This window comes from Pseudomonas aestiva (assembly GCF_039908605.1).
Lineage (GTDB): Bacteria > Pseudomonadota > Gammaproteobacteria > Pseudomonadales > Pseudomonadaceae > Chryseomonas > Chryseomonas aestiva.
In genome coordinates this window covers 2,056,962-2,080,008 of record NZ_CP150916.1, presented here as the reverse complement: position 1 = coordinate 2,080,008, position 23,047 = coordinate 2,056,962, and the positions used below count along the sequence as shown (strand labels likewise).

Annotated in this window: 20 protein-coding genes and 6 tRNA genes; 7 read left to right on the top strand and 19 right to left on the bottom strand. The window is 63.4% G+C overall.

What is annotated here, in order from left to right:
• The first annotated feature begins 117 nt into the window (after positions 1 to 117).
• Entirely contained in the window at positions 118 to 1,113 is a 996-nt protein-coding gene (locus AABM56_RS09655) for a sulfate ABC transporter substrate-binding protein (protein WP_133859291.1), read from the top strand.
• Positions 1,114 to 1,204: 91 nt separating this feature from the next.
• Here AABM56_RS09655 and AABM56_RS09650 read toward each other — a convergent pair.
• The 6 genes from AABM56_RS09650 to AABM56_RS09625 form a co-directional block, all read right to left on the bottom strand.
• Positions 1,205 to 1,280 (bottom strand) — tRNA-Gly (locus AABM56_RS09650).
• A 4-nt stretch (positions 1,281 to 1,284) separates the two neighbouring features.
• Positions 1,285 to 1,360, bottom strand: a tRNA-Glu gene (locus AABM56_RS09645).
• A gap of 64 nt (positions 1,361 to 1,424) precedes the next feature.
• Positions 1,425 to 1,500, bottom strand: a tRNA-Gly gene (locus AABM56_RS09640).
• Positions 1,501 to 1,504: 4 nt separating this feature from the next.
• Positions 1,505 to 1,580: transfer RNA gene (locus tag AABM56_RS09635), tRNA-Glu, on the bottom strand.
• A gap of 64 nt (positions 1,581 to 1,644) precedes the next feature.
• Positions 1,645 to 1,720 (bottom strand) — tRNA-Gly (locus AABM56_RS09630).
• Between the two features lie 6 nt (positions 1,721 to 1,726).
• Positions 1,727 to 1,802: transfer RNA gene (locus AABM56_RS09625), tRNA-Glu, on the bottom strand.
• A 171-nt stretch (positions 1,803 to 1,973) separates the two neighbouring features.
• Between AABM56_RS09625 and AABM56_RS09620 the strand changes: the two genes are divergently transcribed.
• Positions 1,974 to 2,741, top strand: a complete 768-nt coding sequence (locus AABM56_RS09620; protein WP_347884046.1) for a hypothetical protein — start codon at positions 1,974 to 1,976, stop codon at positions 2,739 to 2,741.
• Positions 2,742 to 2,766: 25 nt separating this feature from the next.
• Here the strand turns inward: AABM56_RS09620 and AABM56_RS09615 are convergent, their stop codons facing one another.
• The 4 genes from AABM56_RS09615 to msrB form a co-directional block, all read right to left on the bottom strand.
• On the bottom strand, positions 2,767 to 3,255 hold the full coding sequence (locus tag AABM56_RS09615; RefSeq protein WP_133859292.1) for a GAF domain-containing protein: 489 nt from the start codon (positions 3,253 to 3,255) through the stop codon (positions 2,767 to 2,769).
• Positions 3,252 to 4,139, bottom strand: coding sequence for an ATP-binding protein (locus AABM56_RS09610; RefSeq protein ID WP_133859293.1), 888 nt, complete (start codon positions 4,137 to 4,139; stop codon positions 3,252 to 3,254). Before AABM56_RS09610 ends, AABM56_RS09615 begins: the two co-directional genes overlap by 4 nt.
• A gap of 105 nt (positions 4,140 to 4,244) precedes the next feature.
• Complete coding sequence (locus tag AABM56_RS09605; RefSeq protein ID WP_133859294.1) at positions 4,245 to 4,730, bottom strand: glutathione peroxidase; 486 nt, start codon at positions 4,728 to 4,730, stop codon at positions 4,245 to 4,247.
• Positions 4,727 to 5,128 carry a peptide-methionine (R)-S-oxide reductase MsrB gene (msrB, locus tag AABM56_RS09600; RefSeq protein WP_347884045.1) on the bottom strand — a complete coding sequence of 134 codons (402 nt, stop codon included), beginning with the start codon at positions 5,126 to 5,128 and terminating at the stop codon, positions 4,727 to 4,729. Before msrB ends, AABM56_RS09605 begins: the two co-directional genes overlap by 4 nt.
• A gap of 155 nt (positions 5,129 to 5,283) precedes the next feature.
• Between msrB and AABM56_RS09595 the strand changes: the two genes are divergently transcribed.
• Together AABM56_RS09595 and htpX are read left to right on the top strand one after the other, a co-directional pair.
• A complete protein-coding gene (locus tag AABM56_RS09595; protein WP_133859296.1) occupies positions 5,284 to 6,495 on the top strand; it encodes a pyridoxal phosphate-dependent aminotransferase in 1,212 nt (403 codons plus the stop codon).
• 193 nt (positions 6,496 to 6,688) lie between these two features.
• Positions 6,689 to 7,567: a protease HtpX gene (htpX, locus tag AABM56_RS09590; RefSeq protein WP_007162229.1), complete on the top strand. Its 879-nt coding sequence runs from the start codon at positions 6,689 to 6,691 to the stop codon at positions 7,565 to 7,567.
• A 39-nt stretch (positions 7,568 to 7,606) separates the two neighbouring features.
• Here the strand turns inward: htpX and AABM56_RS09585 are convergent, their stop codons facing one another.
• Entirely contained in the window at positions 7,607 to 8,782 is a 1,176-nt protein-coding gene (locus AABM56_RS09585; protein ID WP_347884044.1) for a VWA domain-containing protein, read from the bottom strand.
• Between the two features lie 8 nt (positions 8,783 to 8,790).
• Positions 8,791 to 9,624, bottom strand: coding sequence for a MoxR family ATPase (locus AABM56_RS09580; protein WP_133859298.1), 834 nt, complete (start codon positions 9,622 to 9,624; stop codon positions 8,791 to 8,793).
• A gap of 110 nt (positions 9,625 to 9,734) precedes the next feature.
• On the opposite strand from AABM56_RS09580, the gene cysK reads away from it, so the two are divergent.
• Positions 9,735 to 10,709 carry a cysteine synthase A gene (cysK, locus tag AABM56_RS09575; RefSeq protein ID WP_133859299.1) on the top strand — a complete coding sequence of 325 codons (975 nt, stop codon included), beginning with the start codon at positions 9,735 to 9,737 and terminating at the stop codon, positions 10,707 to 10,709.
• A gap of 104 nt (positions 10,710 to 10,813) precedes the next feature.
• Here cysK and AABM56_RS09570 read toward each other — a convergent pair whose 3' ends face one another.
• The 5 genes from AABM56_RS09570 to tig all read right to left on the bottom strand — a co-directional run bounded on the left by AABM56_RS09570 (position 10,814) and on the right by tig (position 18,800).
• Positions 10,814 to 12,670, bottom strand: a complete 1,857-nt coding sequence (locus tag AABM56_RS09570; protein WP_347884043.1) for a SurA N-terminal domain-containing protein — start codon at positions 12,668 to 12,670, stop codon at positions 10,814 to 10,816.
• 174 nt (positions 12,671 to 12,844) lie between these two features.
• Positions 12,845 to 15,241 carry an endopeptidase La gene (lon, locus tag AABM56_RS09565; RefSeq protein ID WP_133859301.1) on the bottom strand — a complete coding sequence of 799 codons (2,397 nt, stop codon included), beginning with the start codon at positions 15,239 to 15,241 and terminating at the stop codon, positions 12,845 to 12,847.
• A 126-nt stretch (positions 15,242 to 15,367) separates the two neighbouring features.
• Positions 15,368 to 16,648: an ATP-dependent Clp protease ATP-binding subunit ClpX gene (gene clpX, locus AABM56_RS09560; RefSeq protein ID WP_133859302.1), complete on the bottom strand. Its 1,281-nt coding sequence runs from the start codon at positions 16,646 to 16,648 to the stop codon at positions 15,368 to 15,370.
• A gap of 109 nt (positions 16,649 to 16,757) precedes the next feature.
• Positions 16,758 to 17,399: an ATP-dependent Clp endopeptidase proteolytic subunit ClpP gene (gene clpP / locus AABM56_RS09555; RefSeq protein ID WP_007162222.1), complete on the bottom strand. Its 642-nt coding sequence runs from the start codon at positions 17,397 to 17,399 to the stop codon at positions 16,758 to 16,760.
• 90 nt (positions 17,400 to 17,489) lie between these two features.
• Positions 17,490 to 18,800, bottom strand: coding sequence for a trigger factor (tig, locus tag AABM56_RS09550; RefSeq protein WP_187979074.1), 1,311 nt, complete (start codon positions 18,798 to 18,800; stop codon positions 17,490 to 17,492).
• 281 nt (positions 18,801 to 19,081) lie between these two features.
• On the opposite strand from tig, the gene AABM56_RS09545 reads away from it, so the two are divergent.
• Both AABM56_RS09545 and AABM56_RS09540 read left to right on the top strand, forming a co-directional pair.
• Positions 19,082 to 20,389, top strand: coding sequence for an Nramp family divalent metal transporter (locus AABM56_RS09545; protein WP_133859304.1), 1,308 nt, complete (start codon positions 19,082 to 19,084; stop codon positions 20,387 to 20,389).
• 53 nt (positions 20,390 to 20,442) lie between these two features.
• The gene (locus AABM56_RS09540; RefSeq protein ID WP_133859305.1) at positions 20,443 to 21,393 is read left to right on the top strand and encodes a 2-hydroxyacid dehydrogenase; all 951 of its coding nucleotides are present in this window, start codon (positions 20,443 to 20,445) and stop codon (positions 21,391 to 21,393) included.
• Between the two features lie 25 nt (positions 21,394 to 21,418).
• Here AABM56_RS09540 and AABM56_RS09535 read toward each other — a convergent pair whose 3' ends face one another.
• Together AABM56_RS09535 and AABM56_RS09530 are read right to left on the bottom strand one after the other, a co-directional pair.
• A complete protein-coding gene (locus AABM56_RS09535) occupies positions 21,419 to 21,865 on the bottom strand; it encodes a hypothetical protein (RefSeq protein WP_178083865.1) in 447 nt (148 codons plus the stop codon).
• 98 nt (positions 21,866 to 21,963) lie between these two features.
• Positions 21,964 to 22,920: a LysR family transcriptional regulator gene (locus AABM56_RS09530; RefSeq protein WP_133859306.1), complete on the bottom strand. Its 957-nt coding sequence runs from the start codon at positions 22,918 to 22,920 to the stop codon at positions 21,964 to 21,966.
• Positions 22,921 to 23,047 lie beyond the last annotated feature (127 nt).

Sequence of the window (23,047 nt, the reverse complement as noted above, 5' to 3'; positions counted from 1 at the left end):
AAGTCTACCACTGGCGACCACGACTGCCGTCGCCGCGCATGAGCTTATTTCCAGGCGTTCTGCACGCTGTCGGGACGACAGGCTATAGTCCTGCACCCTCACTCGCAGGATGCCCCCATGCAGATCCTTCGCCTCACCCTACTCGCCGCCGCCCTGGCGGCCAGCACCCAGATCCTGGCTGCTCCGCCGCTGCTCAACGTCTCCTATGACGTGATGCGTGACTTCTACAAGGACTACAATCCGGCCTTCCAGGCGCACTGGAAAGCCGAGCACGGCGAAACCCCGGTGATCCAGATGTCCCATGGCGGCTCCAGCAAGCAGGCGCGCGCGGTCATCGACGGTCTGCAGGCCGACGTCATCACCATGAACCAGGCGACCGACATCCAGGCCCTCGCCGATCGCGGCCTGGTGCCCAAGGACTGGGAAACCCGCCTGCCCGATCGCAGCGCGCCCTTCACCTCGGCCACGGTGCTCATCGTCCGCCAGGGCAACCCCAAGGGCATCCATGACTGGTCCGATCTGCTCAAGGACGGCGTCCAGGTGATCGTGCCCAATCCCAAGACCTCCGGGAATGGTCGCTACACCTATCTTTCCGCCTGGTCCTACGCCCTGCGCCAACCCGGTGGCGACGAGCAGAAGGCCCGCGGCTTCGTCGCCGAGCTGTTCAAGCACGTACCCATCCTGGATACCGGCGGTCGCGCCGCCACCACCACCTTCATGAAGAACCAGCAGGGCGATGTCCTGGTGACCTTCGAGAACGAAGCCGAGATGATCGCGCGGGAATTCGGTCGCGGCGGCTTCGAGGTGGTCTATCCGAGCATCTCGGTGCAGGCCGAGCCGCCGGTGAGCGTGGTCGACAGTGTCGTCGACAAGAAGGGCACCCGCGCCGAGGCCGAGGACTACCTCAGGTATCTCTGGTCCGACGAAGGCCAGAAGATCGCCGCGGACAACTTCCTGCGTCCGCGCAATGCCCAGATCCTGGCGCAGTACGGCGATCGCTTTCCCAAGCTCGAACTGATTGATGCCCAGAAGGAATTCGGTGCCTGGAGCGGTATCCAGAAGACCCACTTCGCCGATGGCGGGGTTTTCGACCAGATCTATACGCCCCAGTGACCGGCTCGCGCCCGGCCCGATGCCGGGCGTCTGGCGGACCGGAAAGACGCGCACACAAAAACACCGCCCTGAGGCGGTGTTTTTGTGTGTTTGGAGCGGGAAACGAGACTCGAACTCGCGACCCCGACCTTGGCAAGGTCGTGCTCTACCAACTGAGCTATTCCCGCAATATGGCGTCCCCTAGGGGACTCGAACCCCTGTTACCGCCGTGAAAGGGCGGTGTCCTAGGCCACTAGACGAAGGGGACGAAACCTCTTTCCACAAGGCCTTTCACCTTGCATCCCACTGTCATGAAACCGTGAGATTGTGTTTGGAGCGGGAAACGAGACTCGAACTCGCGACCCCGACCTTGGCAAGGTCGTGCTCTACCAACTGAGCTATTCCCGCAATATGGCGTCCCCTAGGGGACTCGAACCCCTGTTACCGCCGTGAAAGGGCGGTGTCCTAGGCCACTAGACGAAGGGGACGAAACCTCTTTCCACAAGGCCTTTCACCTTGCATCCGCCTGCCCGAGGGCAACCGGATTGTATTTGGAGCGGGAAACGAGACTCGAACTCGCGACCCCGACCTTGGCAAGGTCGTGCTCTACCAACTGAGCTATTCCCGCAATTTTTGGCGTCCCCTAGGGGACTCGAACCCCTGTTACCGCCGTGAAAGGGCGGTGTCCTAGGCCACTAGACGAAGGGGACCAGGTAGAATCCCTCAGGACCCTGACCTACCACTCGGCTGACGCTTGCCGCCGTTGGGAGTGCGCGCATTCTAGGGAGCCTTACCCTGGGCGTCAATAGCTGATTAAATACTTTTCAAATCAACGACTTCGCTCGCACGACAAACGGCGGGCAAGCACCATGGAGAAGGTCATGTCCTCAACGATGATTGCAGCGGTAGTGGGGCTTGGCATCCTCGTGTTGATCATGATCGCCTTCGTCAACCAGAAGCTCGAAGCGGGACGCCTGGAAAAGCAGCGCCTGGTCGCCGACCTCACCGACCGCATCAAGCGCTGCGCCCAGCTGGGCGGCAGTCTGCCCGGCCAGTTGATGACCCCGGCGCTCAAGCAGCTGTTCCACCGCATCGAGCTGGGGCTGATCGCCCGCCTCGCCGCCCTGCAGGCTCCTTCCGCCAGCCTCACCGCACGCAAGACCGAACTGGAAGAAGCCCTGGCCAAGGGTGACGACATCGAGGTCGGCAATGTCGCTCGGCCCGTGCACACCGAAGCCCGGGTCAAGGAAGTTCGCGGCTATCTGGAAATGCTCCATGCCCTCGTCGCCCATGCCAACCAGATCGGCATTCTCGATGGCCAGGAAGCGCAGCGCTGGGTCGGCGAGATGCGCTATCTGCTCACGGCGACCTATGTGGAATTCTTCCGCTACCAAGCCGAACAGCAGATCAAAAGCGAGCACTACATCCAGGCGCGGCAGTCGTACGAGCGGGCGATCATGCAGATTCGCAAGCAGCAGCAACCCGAGCGCTATACCGAATTGCTGGCCCATCTGGAAGAGCATATCACCCAGGTGAAACGCCAGCAGAGCGAAATGGTCGAGCAGGCCAGCAGCAGTTCCAACGAGCTGTCGGACAGCGTGGACACGCTCAAGGACGACAGTTGGCGCAAGAAGAACGACTACGAGTGAGGGCTTCCCTGCCCTCCTCCGGCGATCAGCAGTCGGTCGCGACCAGAAAGGCCGCTACCAGCGCTTCGATACCGGCCTGATCCGCCGCGCTGAAGCGCCCCGGATGCGGACTGTCCAGATCCAGCACGCCGATCAGGCGACCGCCCTGGACCAGCGGCACCACCAGCTCGCTGCGCGAAGCGGCGTCACAGGCGATATGTCCGGGAAAGGCATGGACATCCTCGACGCGCTGGGTACGCCGCTCGCGGGCGGCGGCACCGCATACGCCCTTGCTGAAGGGAATCCGCATGCAGGCCACCTTGCCCTGGAAGGGCCCGAGCAGCAGCTGGTCCCCATTCTCGACGAAATAGAAGCCGGCCCAGTTCAGGTCCGGCACTTCCTGATAGATGAAGGCCGACAGCTGGGCGGCATTGGCCACCAGATTGCGCTCACCGGCCAGCAGGGCTTCAACCTGGGCGGCCAGCATGGCGTAGCCTTCGAGTCCCGCCCCTACGCCCGTCAGTTCTACGGTCATGCTTTCTCCAACAGTTTGAGCCCGACCCATTGCCGGGCGAATTGATAGGCGCAGCGGCCATTGCGGTTGCCGCGCCCGGAAGCCCAGCGGATGGCCTCGCGATCGGCTTCTTCGGACCACTCCAGCTGCAGGCCGGACTTGCCGGCCAGGGTCGCGCACCAGTGGCGCACCACGGCGAGATAGTGATCCTGGGTGAAGGGATAGAAGGACAGCCACAGACCGAAGCGATCCGACAGGGCGATCTTGTCTTCGGCCGCCTCGCTCGGATGCAGTTCGCCGTCGACGTGCTCCCAGTTGGCATTGTCGCTCTGCCGCTCGGCCACCAGATGACGCCGGTTGGAGGTGGCATAGAGCACCACGTTGTCCGGCGCCTGCTCCAGGGAGCCATCCAGCACGCTCTTGAGCACCCGGTAGTCGTCGCTGCCGGAATCGAAGGAAAGGTCGTCACAGAACACCACGAAGCGCTGCGGCTGACCGGCGAGCTGCTCCACGGCGCGGGGCAGATCGGCGAGATCGTCACGCTCGATTTCGATCAGCCGCAGACCGTCTCCGGCATATTCCGCCAGCAACGCCCGGATCAGCGACGACTTGCCGGTGCCCCGCGCGCCCCACAGCAAACTGTGGTTCGCCGGCAGTCCAGCCACGAATTGCCGGGTGTTGCGGGCGAGCTGGTCGCGCTGGCGATCGATACCCAGCAGATCGGCCAGGCGCAGTTCCAGATTGACCTCGAGCGGCTGCAGATAGCCGCCATGGCCCTCCCGGCGCCAGCGCGCGGCATAGCAGCGCTGCCAGTCCAGCGGCTCGCGACGATGGGGCAACAGGGGTTCGAGACGCTCCAGCACCTGCCGCGCGTGGAGCAGAAAGTCTTCTAGGGAGGCATTCACAGGGATGATCCTTGACGACAAGAAGAGAAGCGGGCCAGCCGCCAGCCAGGCCGCGCATTATCGTATGACCTTCACCTTCCAGACAAAGGCCGGACGAACCAGGGGCTAGGACGCCAGCGCCTGGCGGACATGCTTTTCCAGCTGCGACGGCCGGGTTATGGGCGCGAAGCGCTGCACGCGCCCCTGCGCCGGGGTGACCAGGAACTTGGTGAAATTCCAGCGGATCGCGCCGCCCAGGAGGCCCGGGGCCGCCTGCTTGAGGGCGACGAACAGCGGATGGGCGCCGTCGCCGTTGACGTCGAGCTTGGCCATCACTGGAAAGCTGACGTTGAAGCGGGTCAGGCAGAAGGTCTGGATCTCGGCATTGCTGCCGGGCTCCTGGCCGCCGAACTGGTTGCAGGGAAAGACGATCACCCGCAGCCCTTGGGCCAGATAGCGCTGCTGCAACAGCTCGAGGCCATCGTACTGGCGGGTGAAGCCGCAACGACTGGCGGTATTGACCACCAGATAGGCCCGCGCCGGCCAGTCGGCCAGGCAGGCCCGCTGGCCGTCAGCCGTTTCGAACGGCAGGTTGAGGAGGTCCTTGATCACGCGGAGGCCCTGGGCTGCAGCTGCAAGGCCACCGAATTGATGCAGTAGCGTAGGCCGGTCGGTGGCGGACCGTCGGGAAAGACGTGTCCCAGGTGCGCATCGCAACAGGCGCAGAGCACCTCGACGCGGTGCATGCCGTGACTGAAGTCCTCCTTTTCCCGTACCGCCTCGGCAGCGATGGGCGCGTAATAGCTGGGCCAGCCGCAGCCGGAATCGAACTTGGTGCTGGAGTCGAACAGTGCCAGCTCGCAGCAGGCGCAGTGATAGACGCCGGGCGTCTTGGTGTTGCAGTAGGCGCCGGTGTAGGGTCTTTCGGTCGCGGCCAGGCGACAGACGCGAAACTGATCGTCGGTCAGGCGCTCACGCCAGTCTTCCGGGCTACGCTGTACTTTTTCCATGATGACCTCGCTGGATGCCGGCGCATCTTTTGTAACAGGCGATGCAGCCGTATGATTCCCGCTCAGTCTGGCATCCGCCCCCGGATGCTGCCAAGCGCCGGTCGGCGTCCGTTCCCGCCGAGTCTTTCTCGCCCTTTTCCAGGATTCATTTCCCCATGCAGGTCTCCAAGTCGAACAAGCTCGCCAATGTCTGCTACGACATCCGCGGCCCGGTCCTCAAGCATGCCAAGCGCCTCGAAGAGGAAGGCCACCGCATCCTGAAGCTCAACATCGGCAATCCGGCACCCTTCGGCTTCGAGGCGCCCGAGGAGATCCTGCAGGACGTCATCCGCAATCTGCCGACCGCCCAGGGCTACAGCGACTCCAAGGGTCTGTTCAGCGCGCGCAAGGCGGTGATGCAGTACTGCCAGCAGAAGCGCATCGAGGGTGTCGGCATCGAGGACATCTACCTGGGCAATGGCGTCTCCGAACTGATCGTCATGGCCATGCAGGCGCTGCTCAACAACAACGACGAGGTGCTGATCCCGGCGCCGGACTATCCGCTGTGGACCGCCGCGGTCAGCCTGGCCGGCGGCAAGCCGGTGCACTACCTGTGCGACGAGCAGGCGGGCTGGTTCCCCGACCTGGCGGACATGGAAGCCAAGATCACCAGCAACACCAAGGCGCTGGTGCTGATCAATCCGAACAATCCCACCGGCGCGGTCTACTCCAAGGAGGTGCTCGAAGGCATCGTCGAACTGGCGCGGCGGCACAACCTGGTGCTGTTCTCCGACGAGATCTACGACAAGATCCTCTACGACGAAGCCCAGCACATCTCCACCGCCTCCCTGGCACCGGACGTCCTGTGCCTGACCTTCAACGGGCTGTCCAAGTCCTATCGCGTCGCCGGTTTCCGCTCGGGCTGGCTGATCGTCTCGGGCCCCAAGCATCGCGCCCACAGCTATATCGAAGGCCTCGACATCCTCGCCAACATGCGCCTGTGCGCCAACGTGCCGGCGCAGCATGCGATCCAGACCGCGCTGGGTGGCTACCAGAGCATCAACGACCTGGTGCTGCCGCACGGCCGCCTGCTGGAACAGCGCAATCGCACCTGGGAGCTGCTCAACGACATTCCCGGGGTCAGCTGCGTGAAGCCGATGGGCGCGCTCTACGCCTTCCCGCGGATCGACCCCAAGGTCTGCCCCATCCACAACGACGAGAAATTCGTTCTCGACCTGCTGCTCTCGGAAAAGCTGCTGGTGGTCCAGGGCACGGCCTTCAACTGGCCCTGGCCCGATCACTTCCGCGTCGTCACCCTGCCCCGCGTCGATGACCTGGAGCAGGCCATCGGCCGCATCGGCAACTTCCTCGGTGGCTACTCCCAGTAGCGGTAAAGCATTTCCGGGTCTTTCATCGGTTGGCGCCACCCGCGGCGTCAACCAGCGCCGGCCCTTGCGTGACCGTCATCGGCTGACCGGCCAGACCATCGACGACACAGTTTGCAATAGAGGAAACGTTGAATGGATCGGGGCCGAACCTTATATAGCCGGCAGATAAACCTGTGAGGAGCTATACCCCACCATGATGCGCATTCTGTTATTTCTGGCTACCAACCTGGCGGTGCTGATCGTTGCCAGCATCACCTTGAAGGTGCTTGGCGTGGATCGCTACACCGGTCAGAACTATGGCAGTCTGCTGGTGTTCTGTGCCGTGTTCGGTTTCGCCGGCTCGCTGGTCTCGCTGTTCATCTCCAAGTGGATGGCGAAGATGAGCACCCGCACCGAGGTCATCAGCCAGCCGCGGACCCGCCATGAGCAGTGGCTGCTGCAGACCGTCGAGGAGCTGGCCCGCGAAGCCGGCATCAAGACCCCCGAGGTCGGCATCTTCCCGGCCTACGAAGCCAACGCCTTCGCCACCGGCTGGAACCGCAACGACGCGCTCGTCGCGGTCAGCCAGGGCCTGCTGGAGCGCTTCTCCCCTGAAGAGGTGCGCGCGGTGCTGGCCCACGAGATCGGTCACGTCGCCAATGGCGACATGGTGACCCTGGCGCTGATCCAGGGCGTGGTGAACACCTTCGTGATGTTCTTCGCGCGGATCTTCGGCAACTTCGTCGACAAGGCCATCTTCAAGAACGAGGAAGGCCACGGCATCGCCTACTTCGTGACCACCATCGTCGCCGAACTGGTGCTGGGCATCCTGGCCAGCATCATCGTCATGTGGTTCTCGCGCAAACGTGAATTCCGCGCCGACGAAGCCGGTGCGCGCCTGGCCGGCCCCAATGCCATGATTGGCGCCCTGCAGCGCCTGCGTGCCGAGCAGGGTATCCCGGTGCAGATGCCCGACACCCTGAACGCCTTCGGCATCAACGGCTCGCTGAAGAACGGCCTGGCCGGTCTGCTGATGAGCCACCCGCCGTTGGAAGACCGCATCGAGGCCCTGCGCCGCTATGGTCAGCGCTAAGCGCGAGCGATGAAAAAACCCGGCTTCGGCCGGGTTTTTTCATGGGCGGGTCAAGGATCGAATGGCCTCGCCTAGCCCCTCGCCGGTCAGGGGAAACATGCGCTGGGCCATGAGTTCGCGCAGCAGCTGGATCGAGGTACTGCTGGCCCAGCCCTCCTGGGGATAGGGGTTGAGCCAGGCCGCCCGTGGGAAGTGCTGGCAGAGTCGCTGGATCCACAGGGCACCGGGCTCTTCGTTCCAGTGCTCGACGCTGCCACCTGGATGGGTGATCTCGTAGGGCCCCATGCTGGCGTCACCGACGATCACCAGGCGGTAGTCCGCGCCATGGCGGCGCAGCAGCTCGGCGGTGTTCAGCCCCTCCTCATGGCGCCGGGCATTGTCACGCCAGACGCGTTCATAGACGCAATTGTGGAAGTAGTAGTACTCCAGGTGGCGAAACTCCAGGCGACAGGCGCTGAACAACTCGCTGCACAGGCGCACATGCAGGTCCATGGAGCCGCCGACATCGAGTAGCAGCAGCAGCTTGGTCGCATTGTGCCGTTCCGGTCGATAGCGGACGTCCAGCAGACCACCCTCGCGTGCCGTGGCCGCGACGGTACCCTCCAGATCGAATTCCGCCGCCGCGCCCTGCCGGGCGAAGCGCCTGAGCCGGCGCAGGGCCAGTTGCAGGTTGCGGCGGTCCAGCGGCGCGCGATCGTCCAGGTTACGGTAGTCGCGCTGCTCCCAGACCTTGGCCGCTTGTCCCTGCCGAGTACCAGCCTCGCCGATGCGCACGCCGAAGGGATTGTAGCCACCGCTGCCGAAGGGACTGGTGCCCCCCGTGCCTACCCACTTGTTGCCACCGGCATGCCGCTCGCGCTGTTCGGCGAGGCGCTGCTGCAGGGTGGCGAGCAATTCATCGAGGCCACCCAGCGCCTGAAGCCGCTGGCGATCCTCCTCGGACAGCCGCCGCTGCAGCTCCAGTCGCAGCCAGTCCGCGGGAATCGCCTTGGTATCCGCCGATCGCTCCGACCTGGCCAGCTCGCCGGCATAGACCTGATCGAAACGGTCGAAGAAGCGCTCGTCCTTGACCAGCACCGCACGGGCCAGCAGATAGAAGGCGTCGGGATCGGCCACCACCAGGCCCGCATCCAAGGCCGCATGCAGATCCAGCAGTTCGCCCAGGGACACCGGGATGCCCGCCGCCCTGAGTCGGGTGAAGAAATCGAGGAACATGCCTCTCCTCAGCTCCGCCGACGACGCATGAAGGCCTGGCGCTCGAGCAACTGCAGATCCTGCTCGTTCTTCAACAGGGCGCCCGCCAGCGGCGGCAGACCACTCTCGCCATGCAGTGCCCGCTGCGCCGCCTCATCGCCCAGCAGCAGCGCCAGCCAGTCCACCAGCTCCGAGGTGGACGGTTTCTTCTTCAGCCCCGGCACGCTGCGCAGGTCGAGGAAGAGATCCAGGGCCTCCTGGACCAGACGCTGCTGGAGATCGGGATAGTGCACCTGGACGATGCGTTCGAGGGTTTCGCGCTCGGGAAAGCGGATGAAGTGGAAGAAGCAGCGGCGCAGGAAGGCGTCCGGCAACTCCTTTTCGTTGTTGGAGGTGATGATGATGATCGGGCGCCGCTGGGCGCGGATGGTCTCGCCGGTCTCGTAGACGTGGAACTCCATGCGATCGAGTTCCAGCAGCAGATCGTTGGGAAATTCGATATCGGCCTTGTCGATCTCGTCGATCAGCAGCACCACTGGATCCTCGGCGGTGAAGGCGTCCCACAGCTTGCCCGGCTTGATGTAGTTCGCCACCTCCTGCACCCGGGGATCGCCGAGCTGGGAATCGCGCAGGCGGCTCACGGCGTCGTATTCATAGAGGCCCTGCTGCGCCTTGGTGGTGGACTTCACATGCCAGGTGATCAGCCGCGCGCCCTGGCTCTGGGCCACCTGCTCGGCCAGCAGCGTCTTGCCGGTACCGGGCTCACCCTTCACCAGCAGCGGACGCCCCAGCCGGATGGCCGCATTCACCGCCAGACTGAGTTCGGCCGTGGCCACATAACGCTCGGTACCCTGAAAGGCCATCACTGATCCTCGGCAGCTGTTTCGCCTGACGATAGCATGCCGCGCCCGGGCTGGACGTCATCGGACGCAAGGCCTAGGCTGCGAGTTTTCCGCGCCGCACAGGATCCGTCATGAGCCGCATCTTCGCTGACAATGCCCAGTCCATCGGCAATACGCCGCTGGTCTACATCAATCGTCTCGGCCCCAAGGGCGTCACCCTGCTCGCCAAGATCGAGGGACGCAATCCGGGCTATTCGGTCAAATGCCGCATCGGCGCCAACCTGATCTGGGACGCCGAAGCCAAGGGCCTGCTCAAGCCGGGCATGAGCCTGGTGGAACCGACGTCGGGCAATACGGGGATCGGCCTGGCCTATGTCGCCGCGGCCCGGGGTTACCGCCTGGTGCTGACCATGCCCGCCTCCATGAGCCTGGAGCGGCGCAAGGTGCTCAAGGCGCTGGGTGCGGAGCTGGTGCTGACCGAGCCGGCCAAGGGTATGAAGGGCGCCATCGAAAAGGCCCGGGAAATCGCCGAGAGCGAGGCCGCTCGCTATTTCATGCCGCAGCAATTCGACAACCCGGCCAATCCGGCCATCCACGAGAAGACCACCGGTCCCGAAATCTGGAACGACACCGATGGTGCCATCGATGTGCTGGTGGCCGGCGTGGGTACCGGCGGTACCCTGACCGGTATCTCGCGCTTCATCAAAAACACCAAGGGCAAGCCGATCCTGTCGGTGGCCGTCGAGCCGGAGACCTCGCCGGTCATCAGCCAGACCCTCGCCGGTGCCGAGGTGAAACCCAGCCCGCACAAGATTCAGGGCATCGGCGCCGGCTTCGTGCCCGGCAACCTGGACCTTGCCATGGTCGATCGCGTCGAGCAGGTGAGCGATGAGCAGGCCAAGCTGATGGCCCAGCGACTGATGCGCGAGGAAGGCATTCTCTGCGGCATTTCCTGCGGCGCCGCCATGGCCGCGGCGGTCCGACTGGCCGAGACGCCGGAGATGCAGGGCAAGACCATCGTGGTCATCCTGCCGGATTCCGGTGAGCGCTATCTGTCGACGATGCTCTTCGACGGTCTGTTCGACGAGCAGGACCTGGTCCAGTAGGACCCTGGGGGTAACTGCCCTCCCCCATTGCGGGGTTGCTCTCCAGCTAGCGAACCCCTTGTCACCACTCAAGAAAAAGCCCGGTTTCCCGGGCTTTTTTCGTATCAGAGATGCTTGATCTCGGCCTTGGCGTCCAGGGCGCGACGGTAGGCGGCGAAATCGACCTGTCCGGCGCGCGAGGCGAGGTAGCGGCGATACAGCGCCTTGTCCTCGGCGCTCAGGGCTTCCTTGGGTACCCCTACGCCCTGCAGGCGGATCAGCACGAAGTCACCGTTCTGCAGGCTGATGCCGGCATAGGACGGCTTGTCGGCTTCCGGCTTGGCCATGCGGAAGGCTGCCTGCAACACCTGGGGATCGACACCCTCCTGGTTGCGGGTGGCGGCTTCGACGGTACGCCAGTCACCCGCGGCGGCCTTGCCACCTGCCTGCAGGGTCTTGAGCTGTTCTTCGCCAGCCTGCTTGGCTGCGGCTGCGGCCTTTTCCTGGGTCAGGCGGGTCACGATATCCTTCCTGACCGCATCCAGGGGTTGCAGCTGCGGCGTGCGATGCTCCTTGTCGCGGATCACCACCAGGGTCTCCGGATCGAGCTGCAGCGCGGTGCTGTTGGCGCCGTTGCGTAGAACGTCCTCGCTGAAGGCCGCCTCGATCACCTGACGGTTGGCGGTCAGTCCCTCGCCTCCTTCACGACCGAAGGGAGCGCTGGTCTTGACCTGCAGACCCAGTTCCTGGGCCGGCTGGCTCAGGTCGGAGGATTCATAGGCGGAGCTTTCCAGCTTGCGGCCCGCTTCCACGAACAGGCGGTCGGCATCTTCCGCCTTGAGCTGCTGCTCCAGACGCGGCCGGACACTGGCCAGGGTAGGTACTTCCGGTGCCTGCACGCCCTGCAGCTTGATCAGGTGCCAGCCAAAGCTGGTGCGCACCGGGGCCGACACCTGCTGGGGTGCCAGGGCATACAAGGCCTCTTCGAAGGCCGGGTCATAGACGCCGCGACCGGCGAAGCCGAGGTCACCGCCGTTGGCCGCCGAACCGGGATCCTGGGAGAACTCCTTGGCCAGCTTGGCGAAGTCCTCACCCTTCTTCAGGCGCTCCTGGATCTGCTGGATCTTGGCCTTGGCCTGGTCGTCGTTCTGCTTGTCGTTGACCTCGATGAGGATATGCGCAGCGTCACGCTGCTCCGACAGGTTGGCGATCTCGGACTTGTAGGCGGCCTGCAGGCGGCTTTCGTCGACCTTGGCTTTGGCCAGGAAGGCGGACTTGTTCAGCTCGACGTAATCGATGACCACCTGTTCGGGCGTCATGAAGGCGTTCTTGTGGCTGTCGTAGTAGGCCTGGACTTCGTCCTGGGTCGGCGTGATGCCGGCCGGCGAGGCCTTGACGGTACGCATGGCGAAATCACGGGTCTGACGTTCGAGCGCGGCGAAGGCTTCGATGTCGGCGTCGGTGACGAAGTTGCTGCCGACGATGCCGGCGCGCAGCTGACCGATCAGCATCTCGTCACGCAGCAGATCGCGGAATTGCAGGCGGTTGTAGTTCATCTGGCGAACGGCCTGATCGAAGCGCTGAGGATCGAAACGCCCTTCGGTCTGGAATTCGGGGGTATTGAGGATCAGCTGATCCAGCGCCTGCTCGGAGAAGGCGAAGCGATCGGTTTTGGCGCTCTGCAGCAGCAGTTGCTTGTCGATCAGTGCCTTGAGCGCGGACTCGCGCAGCAGACGATCATCCAGAGTGGAAGGATCGAAGCCCTGACCCAATTGCTGCTGCAGCTGGCGACGCTGCATTTCCACGGCCTGGGCCAGCTCCGTCTGCTTGATCTCGTCGCCGTTGACCAAGGCGACGGCGCCCTGGTGACCCGTGGCGCGGATGATCGCTTCGAAGCCGGTCAGTGCCATCAGCAGGATGATGAATCCGATGATGACTTTGGCAATCCATCCCTGCGAACGGTCCCTGATGTTTTGTAGCATGTTCCCCCCACGAGCTGTGGCCGGACCGGCCATGGCGAAATCGTCGAATAGCAAATAGCGAAAAGGCGCATCTCGAGATGCGCCTTTTCGTCGATCAAGGACCTTGCATCCAGCAGGACGGCGGAGCACCAGCAACCTCGTCTGGCAGCCCGCCCATCAAGCCCAGGTGCGCCGTCAGTGGGTACTGACGCGCTCCTTGCCTTCCTGATCCCGCTTCTCATCCTTGCTGACGAGCTCCGGACCATCGTCCGGAAGCGGCTCCGGCGTGTATTGCAGCGCAACCTCCAAGACCTCGTCAATCCATTTGACTGGCTTGATCTGCAAGTCGGCCTTGATGTTGTCCGGAATGTCCCGCAGATCCCGGACGTTTTCTTCCGGAATGATCACGGTACGGATGCCGCCGCGGTGGGCTGCGAGCAGCTTTTCCTTGAGCCCGCCAATCGCCAGGACCTGACCACGCAGGGTGATCTCGCCGGTCATGGCCACGTCGGCCCGTACCGGAATCCGGGTAGCCGCCGAGACCAGCGCCGTGCACATGCCGATACCGGCACTCGGACCGTCCTTGGGCGTCGCGCCTTCGGGAACGTGGATATGGATGTCGTGCTTCTCGTGGAAGTCCTTGGGAATACCCAGGCTGCGGCCACGGCTGCGGACCACGGTCAGGGCCGCGGTGATGGACTCGGCCATCACATCGCCCAGCGAGCCGGTCTTGATCATCTGGCCCTTGCCGGGAACGACCGCGGACTCGATGGTCAGCAATTCGCCACCCACCTGGGTCCAGGCCAGGCCGGTCACCTGACCGATCTGATCCTGCTGCTCGGCGAGACCGTAGCGGAACTTGCGCACGCCCAGCCAGTGCTCCAGGGTGTCCACGGTGACGCTGGCCGTACGCTCCTTGCTCAGGGCGTGCTGCTTGACCACCTTGCGGCAGACCTTGGCGACCTGCCGTTCCAGGCTCCGAACGCCCGCTTCGCGGGTGTAGTAGCGGATGATGTCGCGCAGGGCATCTTCATCGAACTCCACCTCGCCCTTCTTCAGGCCATTGGCCTTGACCTGCTTGGGAATCAGGTAGCGGATGGCGATGTTGACCTTTTCCGCCTCGGTATAGCCCGGCAGGCGAATGACTTCCATGCGGTCCAGCAGCGGCGCCGGAATGTTCATGGAGTTGGCGGTGCAGACGAACATCACGTCGGAGAGGTCATAGTCCACTTCGAGGTAATGGTCGTTGAAGGTGTGGTTCTGCTCCGGATCCAGGACCTCGAGCAATGCGGAGGCAGGATCGCCACGCATGTCGTTGCCCATCTTGTCGATTTCGTCGAGCAGGAACAGCGGATTGCGCACCCCGACCTTGGTCATCTTCTGGATGAGGCGACCCGGCATGGAGCCGATGTAGGTGCGACGGTGACCGCGGATCTCGGCTTCGTCACGCACGCCACCCAGGGCCATGCGCACGAACTTGCGCCCGGTGGAGCGAGCGATGGACTCCGCCAGGGAGGTCTTGCCCACGCCGGGCGGGCCGACCAGGCACAGCACCGGGCCGCGTACCTTCTTCACGCGCTTCTGCACGGCGAGGTATTCGAGGATGCGTTCCTTCACCTCTTCGAGACCGTAGTGGTCCTTGTCGAGGACTTCCTCGGCGCGCCCCAGATCCAGGCGGACCTTGCTTTCCGCCTGCCACGGTACGTTCACCAGCCAGTCGATGTAGGAGCGCACCACGGTGGCTTCCGCCGACATCGGCGACATCTGCTTGAGCTTGTTCAGCTCGGCATTGGCCTTGGTCAGGGCATCCTTGGGCAGACCAGCCGCTTCGATGCGACGCTTGAGGTCATCGACCTCGTTGTGTCCTTCGTCGATGTCACCCAGTTCTTTCTGGATGGCCTTCATCTGTTCGTTGAGATAGTACTCGCGCTGGCTGCGCTCCATCTGCTTCTTGACGCGGCCGCGGATGCGCTTCTCCACCTGCAGGAGGTCGATTTCGGCATCCAGCAGGGCCAGCACGTGCTCGACGCGCGCGCCCAGCTCGGTGATCTCGAGGATCTCCTGCTTCTGCTCGATCTTCAGCGCCATGTGGGCGGCCATGGTATCGACCAGACGGCTGGGATCCTCGATGCTGTTGAGCGAGGACAGCACTTCGGCGGGGACCTTCTTGCCGAGCTGCACATACTGCTCGAACTGACTCATCAGGCTGCGCGAAAACACCTCGGATTCACGATCCGGGGCTTCGCTGTCCTCGATCAGCGTGACCAGCGCACGGGCATAGGCCTGGCTTTCGACGAAGGACTCGATACGGCCACGCTGCTCGCCTTCGACCAGGACCTTGACGGTGCCGTCGGGCAGCTTGAGCAGCTGGAGAACGGTTGCCACCGTACCCATGTGATACATGTCATCCGCGGCGGGATCGTCATCGCCGGGATTCTTCTGCGCGACCAGCAGGATCTGCTTGTCGCCAGCCATGGCGGCCTCGAGGGCCTCGACGGACTTTTCCCTTCCGACGAACAATGGGATGACCATGTGGGGATAGACCACTACGTCACGTAGGGGCAGCAGGGGAAGTTCTATCGTCGTAGTCATGGGATACGGGTCTCGGCAAATAATCGGCCGCAGATGCGGTTAAGGCCTCGGTTTTTCCTAACATGAGGTTGGCCGCCGCAAAATACAACCGTCGCTGAAATGAAAAAGGGGCCGAAGCCCCTTTTGTCACGCGTCCGGCGCCGCCTTGGCGGGCTCGCTGTTCTCGTAGATGAGCAGCGGCTGGGAACTCCCGTCGATGACGCTCTCGTCGATGACCACCTTGCTGACTTCCTTCTGCGAAGGAATCTCGTACATGGTCTCGAGCAGGATGCCTTCGAGGATGGATCTCAGACCCCGGGCACCGGTCTTGCGCTCCAGCGCCTTGCGGGCAACCGCCTTGAGCGCGTCGGGACGGAATTCCAGATCCACGTCTTCCATCTCGAACAGCTTGGCGTACTGTTTGGTCAGGGCGTTCTTCGGCTCGGTCAGGATCTGCATGAGCGCCGGCTCGTCCAGCTCGTCCAGGGTCGCGATGACCGGCAGACGACCGACGAACTCCGGAATCAGACCGAACTTGACCAGATCCTCGGGCTCGGCGTCACGCAGGGATTCGCCGATCTTCTTGCCCAGCTCCACGCTGCGCACCTCGGCGTTGAAGCCGATACCGCCGCCCTTGGTGGAACGATTCTGGATGACCTTTTCCAGGCCGGCGAAGGCGCCACCGCAGATGAACAGGATGTTGCGAGTATCGACCTGCAGGAATTCCTGCTGGGGATGCTTGCGGCCACCTTGGGGCGGAACCGACGCCACGGTACCTTCGATCAGCTTCAGCAGGGCCTGCTGCACACCCTCACCCGAGACGTCACGGGTGATGGAGGGGTTGTCGGACTTGCGCGAGATCTTATCGATCTCGTCGATGTAGACGATGCCCATCTGGGCCTTTTCCACATCGTAGTCGCACTTCTGCAGCAACTTCTGAATGATGTTCTCGACGTCCTCACCCACATAACCGGCTTCGGTCAGCGTGGTGGCATCGGCGATGGTGAAAGGTACGTTGAGCAGCCGCGCCAGCGTTTCCGCCAACAGGGTCTTGCCCGAACCGGTCGGACCGATGAGCAGGATGTTGCTCTTGCCCAGTTCGACGTCGTCTTTCTTCTCGCGCTGATTCAGACGCTTGTAGTGGTTGTAGACGGCAACGGCGAGGACCCGCTTGGCACGCTGCTGACCAATGACATACTGGTCGAGGATAGCGCTGATTTCCTTCGGCGCTGGCAGCTTGTGCGCATTGCTTTCGGCCTGAGCTTCCTGGACTTCCTCGCGGATGATGTCATTGCACAGGTCGACGCATTCGTCGCAGATGAAGACGGAGGGTCCAGCGATCAATTTACGTACTTCGTGCTGACTCTTGCCGCAGAAGGAGCAGTAAAGCAGCTTGCCGTTATCGTCGCTATTGCGCGTATCTGTCATTCGATCGATCCAATGGAATGTGCTTACATCAACAAGATGGAGCCTATTGCACGGTTTTTCAAGCCTACCTGCCCAAACGACGGCGCCTGGGCAGGTGGTCGAGGCGGGGTCAGGCGGGGATGTTGCGCTTCTCGAGGACCTTGTCGATCAGGCCGTAGGCAACGGCTTCGGGGCCACTCATGAAGTTGTCACGGTCGGTATCGCGGGCGATCACGTCCATGGGCTGACCGGTGTGATGCGCCAGTACCTTGTTCAGACGCTCGCGGATGGTCAGAATTTCACGGGCGTGAATTTCGATGTCCGACGCTTGACCCTGGAAACCGCCCAGGGGCTGGTGAATCATCATCCGCGAATGCGGCAGGCAGAAGCGCTTCTCGGCGGCGCCACCTGCCAGCAGCAGGGCGCCCATGCTGCAGGCCTGTCCGATGCAGATGGTGGAAACGTCGGGCTTGATGAACTGCATGGTGTCGTAGATCGACATGCCAGCGGTCACCGAACCACCCGGGCTGTTGATATAGAGGTGGATGTCCTTGTCAGGATTCTCCGCTTCCAGGAACAGCAACTGGGCGACGACCAGGTTGGCCATGTAGTCCTCGACCTGACCCACCAGGAAGATGACCCGCTCCTTGAGCAGCCGGGAGTAGATGTCGTAGGCGCGCTCGCCCCGGGCGGATTGCTCCACCACCATGGGTACCAGACCGCCAGCGGCTTGAATATCGGGCATGGATTGCATGTATGAATTGCGGGACATGTCCTGCACTAGCTCCCTATCTGGATGACCTGTCAAAAACACATAAGCCAGCACGAGGCTGGCTTAGGTGAACTAGCAACTGGAGGCAGATCAGGCTGCTTGCGGAGCCTCGGCCGGTTTGACCGCGTCCTCGTAGGAGACCTGCTTGTCGGTGACTTTTGCCTGCTTGAGGACAGTATCCACGACTTGTTCTTCCAGTACAACCGAACGCACTTCGTTCAGCTGCTGCTCGTTCTGGTAGTACCACTTCACTACCTGCTCGGGCTCCTGATAGGCCGCAGCCATTTCCTCGATCAGCTCGCGAACGCGGGCGTCATCGGGCTTGAGCTCGAACTGCTTGACCATCTCGGCGATGATCAGACCCAGCAGCACGCGGCGCTTGGCCTGCTCGCTGAACAGCTCGGCCGGCAGTTGCTCGGGCTGGATGTTGCCACCGAACTGCTGGACGGCCTGAACACGCAGACGATCCACTTCGTTGCTGATCAGGGCAGCCGGGACGTCGATCTGGTTGGCGGCCAGCAGACCGTCCATGACCTGGTTCTTGACCTTGGTCTTGAGGGCCTGGCGCAGCTCGCGGTCCATGTTCTTACGCACTTCGGCGCGGAAACCTTCGACGGTGGTCTCTTCCACGCCGAACTGCTTGAAGAAGGCTTCGTTCAGTTCGGGCAGCTCGGGAGCGGCCACTTCCTTGACGGTGACCTTGAACTGGGCGGCCTTGCCGGCCAGATCCAGGTTCTGGTAGTCCTCGGGGAAGGTCAGGTCGAGCACACGCTCGTCACCCGCCTTGGCGCCGACCAGGCCGTCTTCGAAACCGGGGATCATGCGACCCGAGCCCAACACCAGCTTGGTGCCTTCGGCGGAACCACCGGCGAAGGCTTCGCCGTCCTGGGTACCGACGAAGTCCAAGGTGAGCTGGTCATCGTTGGCAGCAGCGCGGTCAACGGCTTCATAACGGGTGCCCTGCTTGCGCAGCACGTCGAGCATCTTGTCGATGTCAGCGTCTTCGACGCTCGCGTCCTGACGCTCGATCTCGATGCCGTCCAGGCCCTTGACTTCGAACTCGGGGAAGACTTCGAAGGTGGCAACGTATTCCAGGTCCTTGCCCTTCTCGAACACCTTGGGTTCGACGGCGGGTGCGCCGGCCGGGTTGAGCTTCTGCTCGACAACGGCTTCGTAGAAGGTTTCCTGAATGAGATCACCCAAGGCTTCCTGACGAGCCGAGGCTTCGTAGCGCTGGCGGATGACGCTCATGGGTACCTTGCCCGGGCGGAAACCGGGAACCTTGGCACGCCGTGCAGTCTGCTGCAGACGCTTGTTCACTTCGGTTTCAATACGCTCGGCCGGCACGCCAATGGTCATGCGACGCTCGAGAGCAGAGGTGTTTTCAACGGAAACTTGCATGGATATTCCTCGTGGCACAGAAACAGGCCGGCACTCCGACCCCCCAGAATCAAGGGCGACCATTCTAGAGACAGTCTCAGGGGAAGTCACCTGGCTTGATCCCGCGCCGCGCCCGGAGGCTCCCGCAGCGAGCCCGACCGAGCGGGTCGAAAGCAACATTTTGTTGCCCGCCTTAAGTTGTACGACGTCGTATGTAGTGCTAAACCCTGAAGGGCAAGCTAACGAAAAGGCCGCCTCCGGCCCTATTCACAACAACAACAATCGTTAGGAGAACCGCCCTAATGGACCAATCTGGTTCCGTCGAGAAATCCATACCCGAGAGCAAGGAGCAGAGCTCCGGCCTGCGCCGCCTGGCGAAGCTGCTGGGCCCTGGCGTCATTGCGGTGCTGTCCTGGCTGGGCGCCGGGGACCTCATCACCTCCTCGGTGGCAGGGGCCAACTACGGCTACGCCATGATGTGGGTGCTGGCGGTGTCCCTGCTGCTGCGCTTTCTCATCGTCAACATCATCGCCCGTTTCCAGCTGTGCAATAACCGCGGCATGTCGATCCTCGAAGGCTATGCCCAGCTGCACCCGGTGTTCGCCTGGTTCATGCTCGGCTACGCGCTGATCATGGGGCACCTGACCAATGCCTACATGCTCAAGGGCGCCGGCGAAGCCCTGGCCACCCTGCTCCACCTCGACCAGCCGCTGCTCTGCTCGGTGGCGGTGGTGATCGCGGTCTGGCTGCTGGTGGGTCGCAACTTCTATGCGCTGATCGAAGGGGTGATGAAGGTGTTGCTGGCGGTCATGACCCTGGCCTTCATCACCCTGGCGGTGATGTCGGGGCCGGACCTGGGCGGCATCCTGCGCGGCACCATCGGCTTCAGCATCCCGGCGGACGAAGGCGTGCATGGCGCCCTGCTGGTGGCGGTTTCGGTCATAGGCGCCGTGGCCGGCTCCATCGCCAACTTCGTGCATCCCTATGTGATGAAGGAAAAGGGCTGGACCGGCCCGGAACACAAGCGCATGCAGCGCAACGACCTGCTCTTCGCGGTGGTGGTCGGCATCATCATTAATCTGGCCATCTGGGTGGTCGGGGTGGAGATCCTCAGACCCAATGGCCTGCAGGTGAATACACTGAGCGACCTGGGCGCGGCCCTGGAGCTGTTCTTCGGCACCGGCGGCTGGCTGATCTTCTTCACCGGGGTCTTCGCCACCCTGTTCGCCAGCGTGGTGGGCAAGACCACGGCCTTCCCCATGCTAATCACCGATGCCCTGCAGCACATCCGTCCGGAACGCCGTGAACGCTATGGCAAGACCTTTCACAAGGACCCGGCGCACAGGTGGTTCCTGCTCTTCATCCTGGTGACGCCGCTGGTATGGTCGCTGCCGGGCATGCCCGACTTCGTGACCCTGACCATCGGCGTGAATGCCCTCAACATCGTCGGCCTGCCGGTGATCTCCCTGGGGCTGCTGATCATGTCCAACCAGAAGTCGCTACTGGGCGACAAGTACCGCAACAACTGGTTCGAAAATCTGGCGCTGGGCTTCGCCACCCTGCTGGCGATCTGGGTCGCGATCCAGTTGGGCCTGCAGTTGCTCGGCTGAGCCCCCGTTTCGGGGCGGATTCGCCGCCCCTGCTTTCTTCAAGGAGTCTAGAGATGCCTGAACAGAACGAACGTCAATTGCTGCTGCAGGTGGGTCCGCTGCTGCCTGCCCTGCAGGACGCCCTCACTTCACGCCATGAGGTGCTGCGGCTCTGGGAAGCACCCGACCCGTCCGCCCTGCTCGCCGCGCGTGGTCAGGACGTAGTGGCTTTGGTCACCTCCGGGGTGCATGGCGCGACGCGCGAGCTGATGAGCGCCCTGCCTGGCCTGAAGGCGGTGTTCAGTTTCGGGGTGGGCTACGACAGCATCGACATCGCCGCCGCCCGGGATCTGGGCGTGGTCGTGAGCAATACCCCGGGCGTGCTGGACGACTGCGTCGCCGACACCGCCTTCGCCCTGCTGATCGATGTGGCGCGGGGCATCAGCGCCGCGGATCGCTTCGTGCGTCGCGGCGACTGGCAGCAGGGCAAGTTTCCGCTGACCTCGCGCCTGGCCGGCAAGACCTGCGGCATCGTCGGCCTGGGCAATATCGGCAAGAGCATCGCCCGCCGGGTCGAGGCCTTCGGCATGGAGGTGGCCTACCACGGTCGCCAGCAGCAACCGGACATCCCCTATCGCTATCACGCCGAGCTGGAAGACCTGGCCAAGGCAGCGGATTTCTTGGTCCTGTCGCTGCCCGGCGGACCGGCCACCGATGGACTGATCGATGCGCGAATCCTGGCCGCCCTGGGACCGCGTGGCTATCTCATCAACATCGCCCGCGGCAGCGTGGTGGATGAAGCCGCCCTGGTGGCCGCCTTGCAGGCCGGCAGCCTGGGTGGCGCCGGCCTGGATGTCTTCGCCGAGGAGCCGGCGGTGCCCGCCGAGTTGCTGACGCTGGACAACGTGGTCCTCACTCCGCACCTCGGCAGCGGCACCCACGAGACCCGCCAGGCCATGGCCGACCTGGTACTGGCCAACGTGGAGCGTTACTTCGCCGAGGGACACCTGGTCACGCCGGTCTGACCGCAGTCACCTGCCGGCCGGCAGGCTACTCGATGGCCGGCAGGGTCTTGCCACGGATGCGCCGGGCCAGGGAGTCGTAGATCTCGCGGCAGCCTTCGGCCCAGAAGCGATCGGGATCGTCCTGAGGTTCGAGGGTGACGGAGAACTCGCCATCGCGCTCCTTCAGCACGAAATGGTCGTTGGTATAGAAGAAGGACAGGCCGATGGCGAAGGTCTGGGGGGTGCCGGCGAGGTCATCGACGATCACCGTGAGGTCATAGCGGGCATAGACCTCCAGTTCGCGCACGATATTGCCATCGACGCGCTTTTCCAGGCCCAGGCCGGCATCCACCTGATCGGCCGGGGTGAGCCCCAGGTAGCGGGTGAAGCAGTCCGGCAATTCATGCAGGCGGCGCTCCAGTCCCTGCCAATAGGCTTCTTCCCGCTCGGCCGCCTTGCTCAGCGCCTGACTCAATGCCTGATATCGTTCCATTGCCGTTCCCATGTGTTCACTGGAGGCCGTCAACGGACGACCGACAGCTCTGAGACCCCAGCCGGGTCCCGGGGTGCCGCAGCGATTGGCGACGGGCTTCAGGCTGCCGGCCAGCCCAGCACCGGGGCGCGGGTTTCACCGAGCAGGAAGCCCCGATTGGCGTCGGTGCAGGCGCGCAGATAGTCGGTAACCAGGGTGATGCGTCGCAGGCGGCGCAGGTCTTCGCGGTAATAGAGCCAGAATTGCCGGGTGATCTGGATCTGCTCCGGCAACAGCGCCACCAGTCGCGGATCGGGCTCGGCGACGAAGCACGGCAGGATGGCCAGGGCGTGCCCGCACAGGGCCGCCTGGTACTGGGCGATCACGCTGGTACTGCGCAGGCCGCTGCTGGCCTCGGGCAGGATCCGCTCCAGATAGAGCAGTTCAGGGCTGAAGGCGAGATCGTCGACATAGGTGATGAATCTGTGGCGCTGCAGGTCCGCCAGTTGCGTGACGGGCGGATGGCTGGCCAGGTAGTCGGCGGTGGCATAAAGCCGCAGGCGGTAGTCGCACAGCTTGCGGCAGACATAGGGCCCGCGCTCGGGGCGCTCCAGGGTGATGGCGATGTCGGCTTCGCGACGCGACAGGTTGACGAAGTGCGGCACCGGCAGCACCTCCAGGGTGATGCCGGGATAGCGATCCTGGAAGAAACTCAGCTGAGGCGCGACGAAGTAGCTGCCGAAGCCCTCGGTGGCGCCGATGCGCACCTGGCCGGACGGCGCCAGTCGGGTGTCGGAGATCTGCTCGCAGGCGGTCTGCAAGGTGCTTTCCAGGGTTTCCGCGTGCACCAACAGGCGCTGTCCCTCCATGGTGAGGCTGAAACCGGTGCTGCGCGACTTCTCGAACAGCAGCGCTCCCAGCGCCTTTTCCAGGGCGGCGATCCGCCGCGAGACGGTGGTGTAGTCCACCCCCAGCCGCCGGGCCGCGGCGCTGGCCTTCTGGGTGCGCGCCACTTCGAGGAAGAATCTGAGATCGTCCCAGTCGAGACGTCCCGCCGGGTTATTGGATTTTTGCATATCGGTCGGGCGTTTTTGTCGGAAGCCAGGGGACTTTTGCCGGAACTATACTGCTTACCATGTCGCGTCACGAGCGGTGACGGCGCGAATCTCTGCCAGCCAACAACAATAAAGAGCAGACCACCAT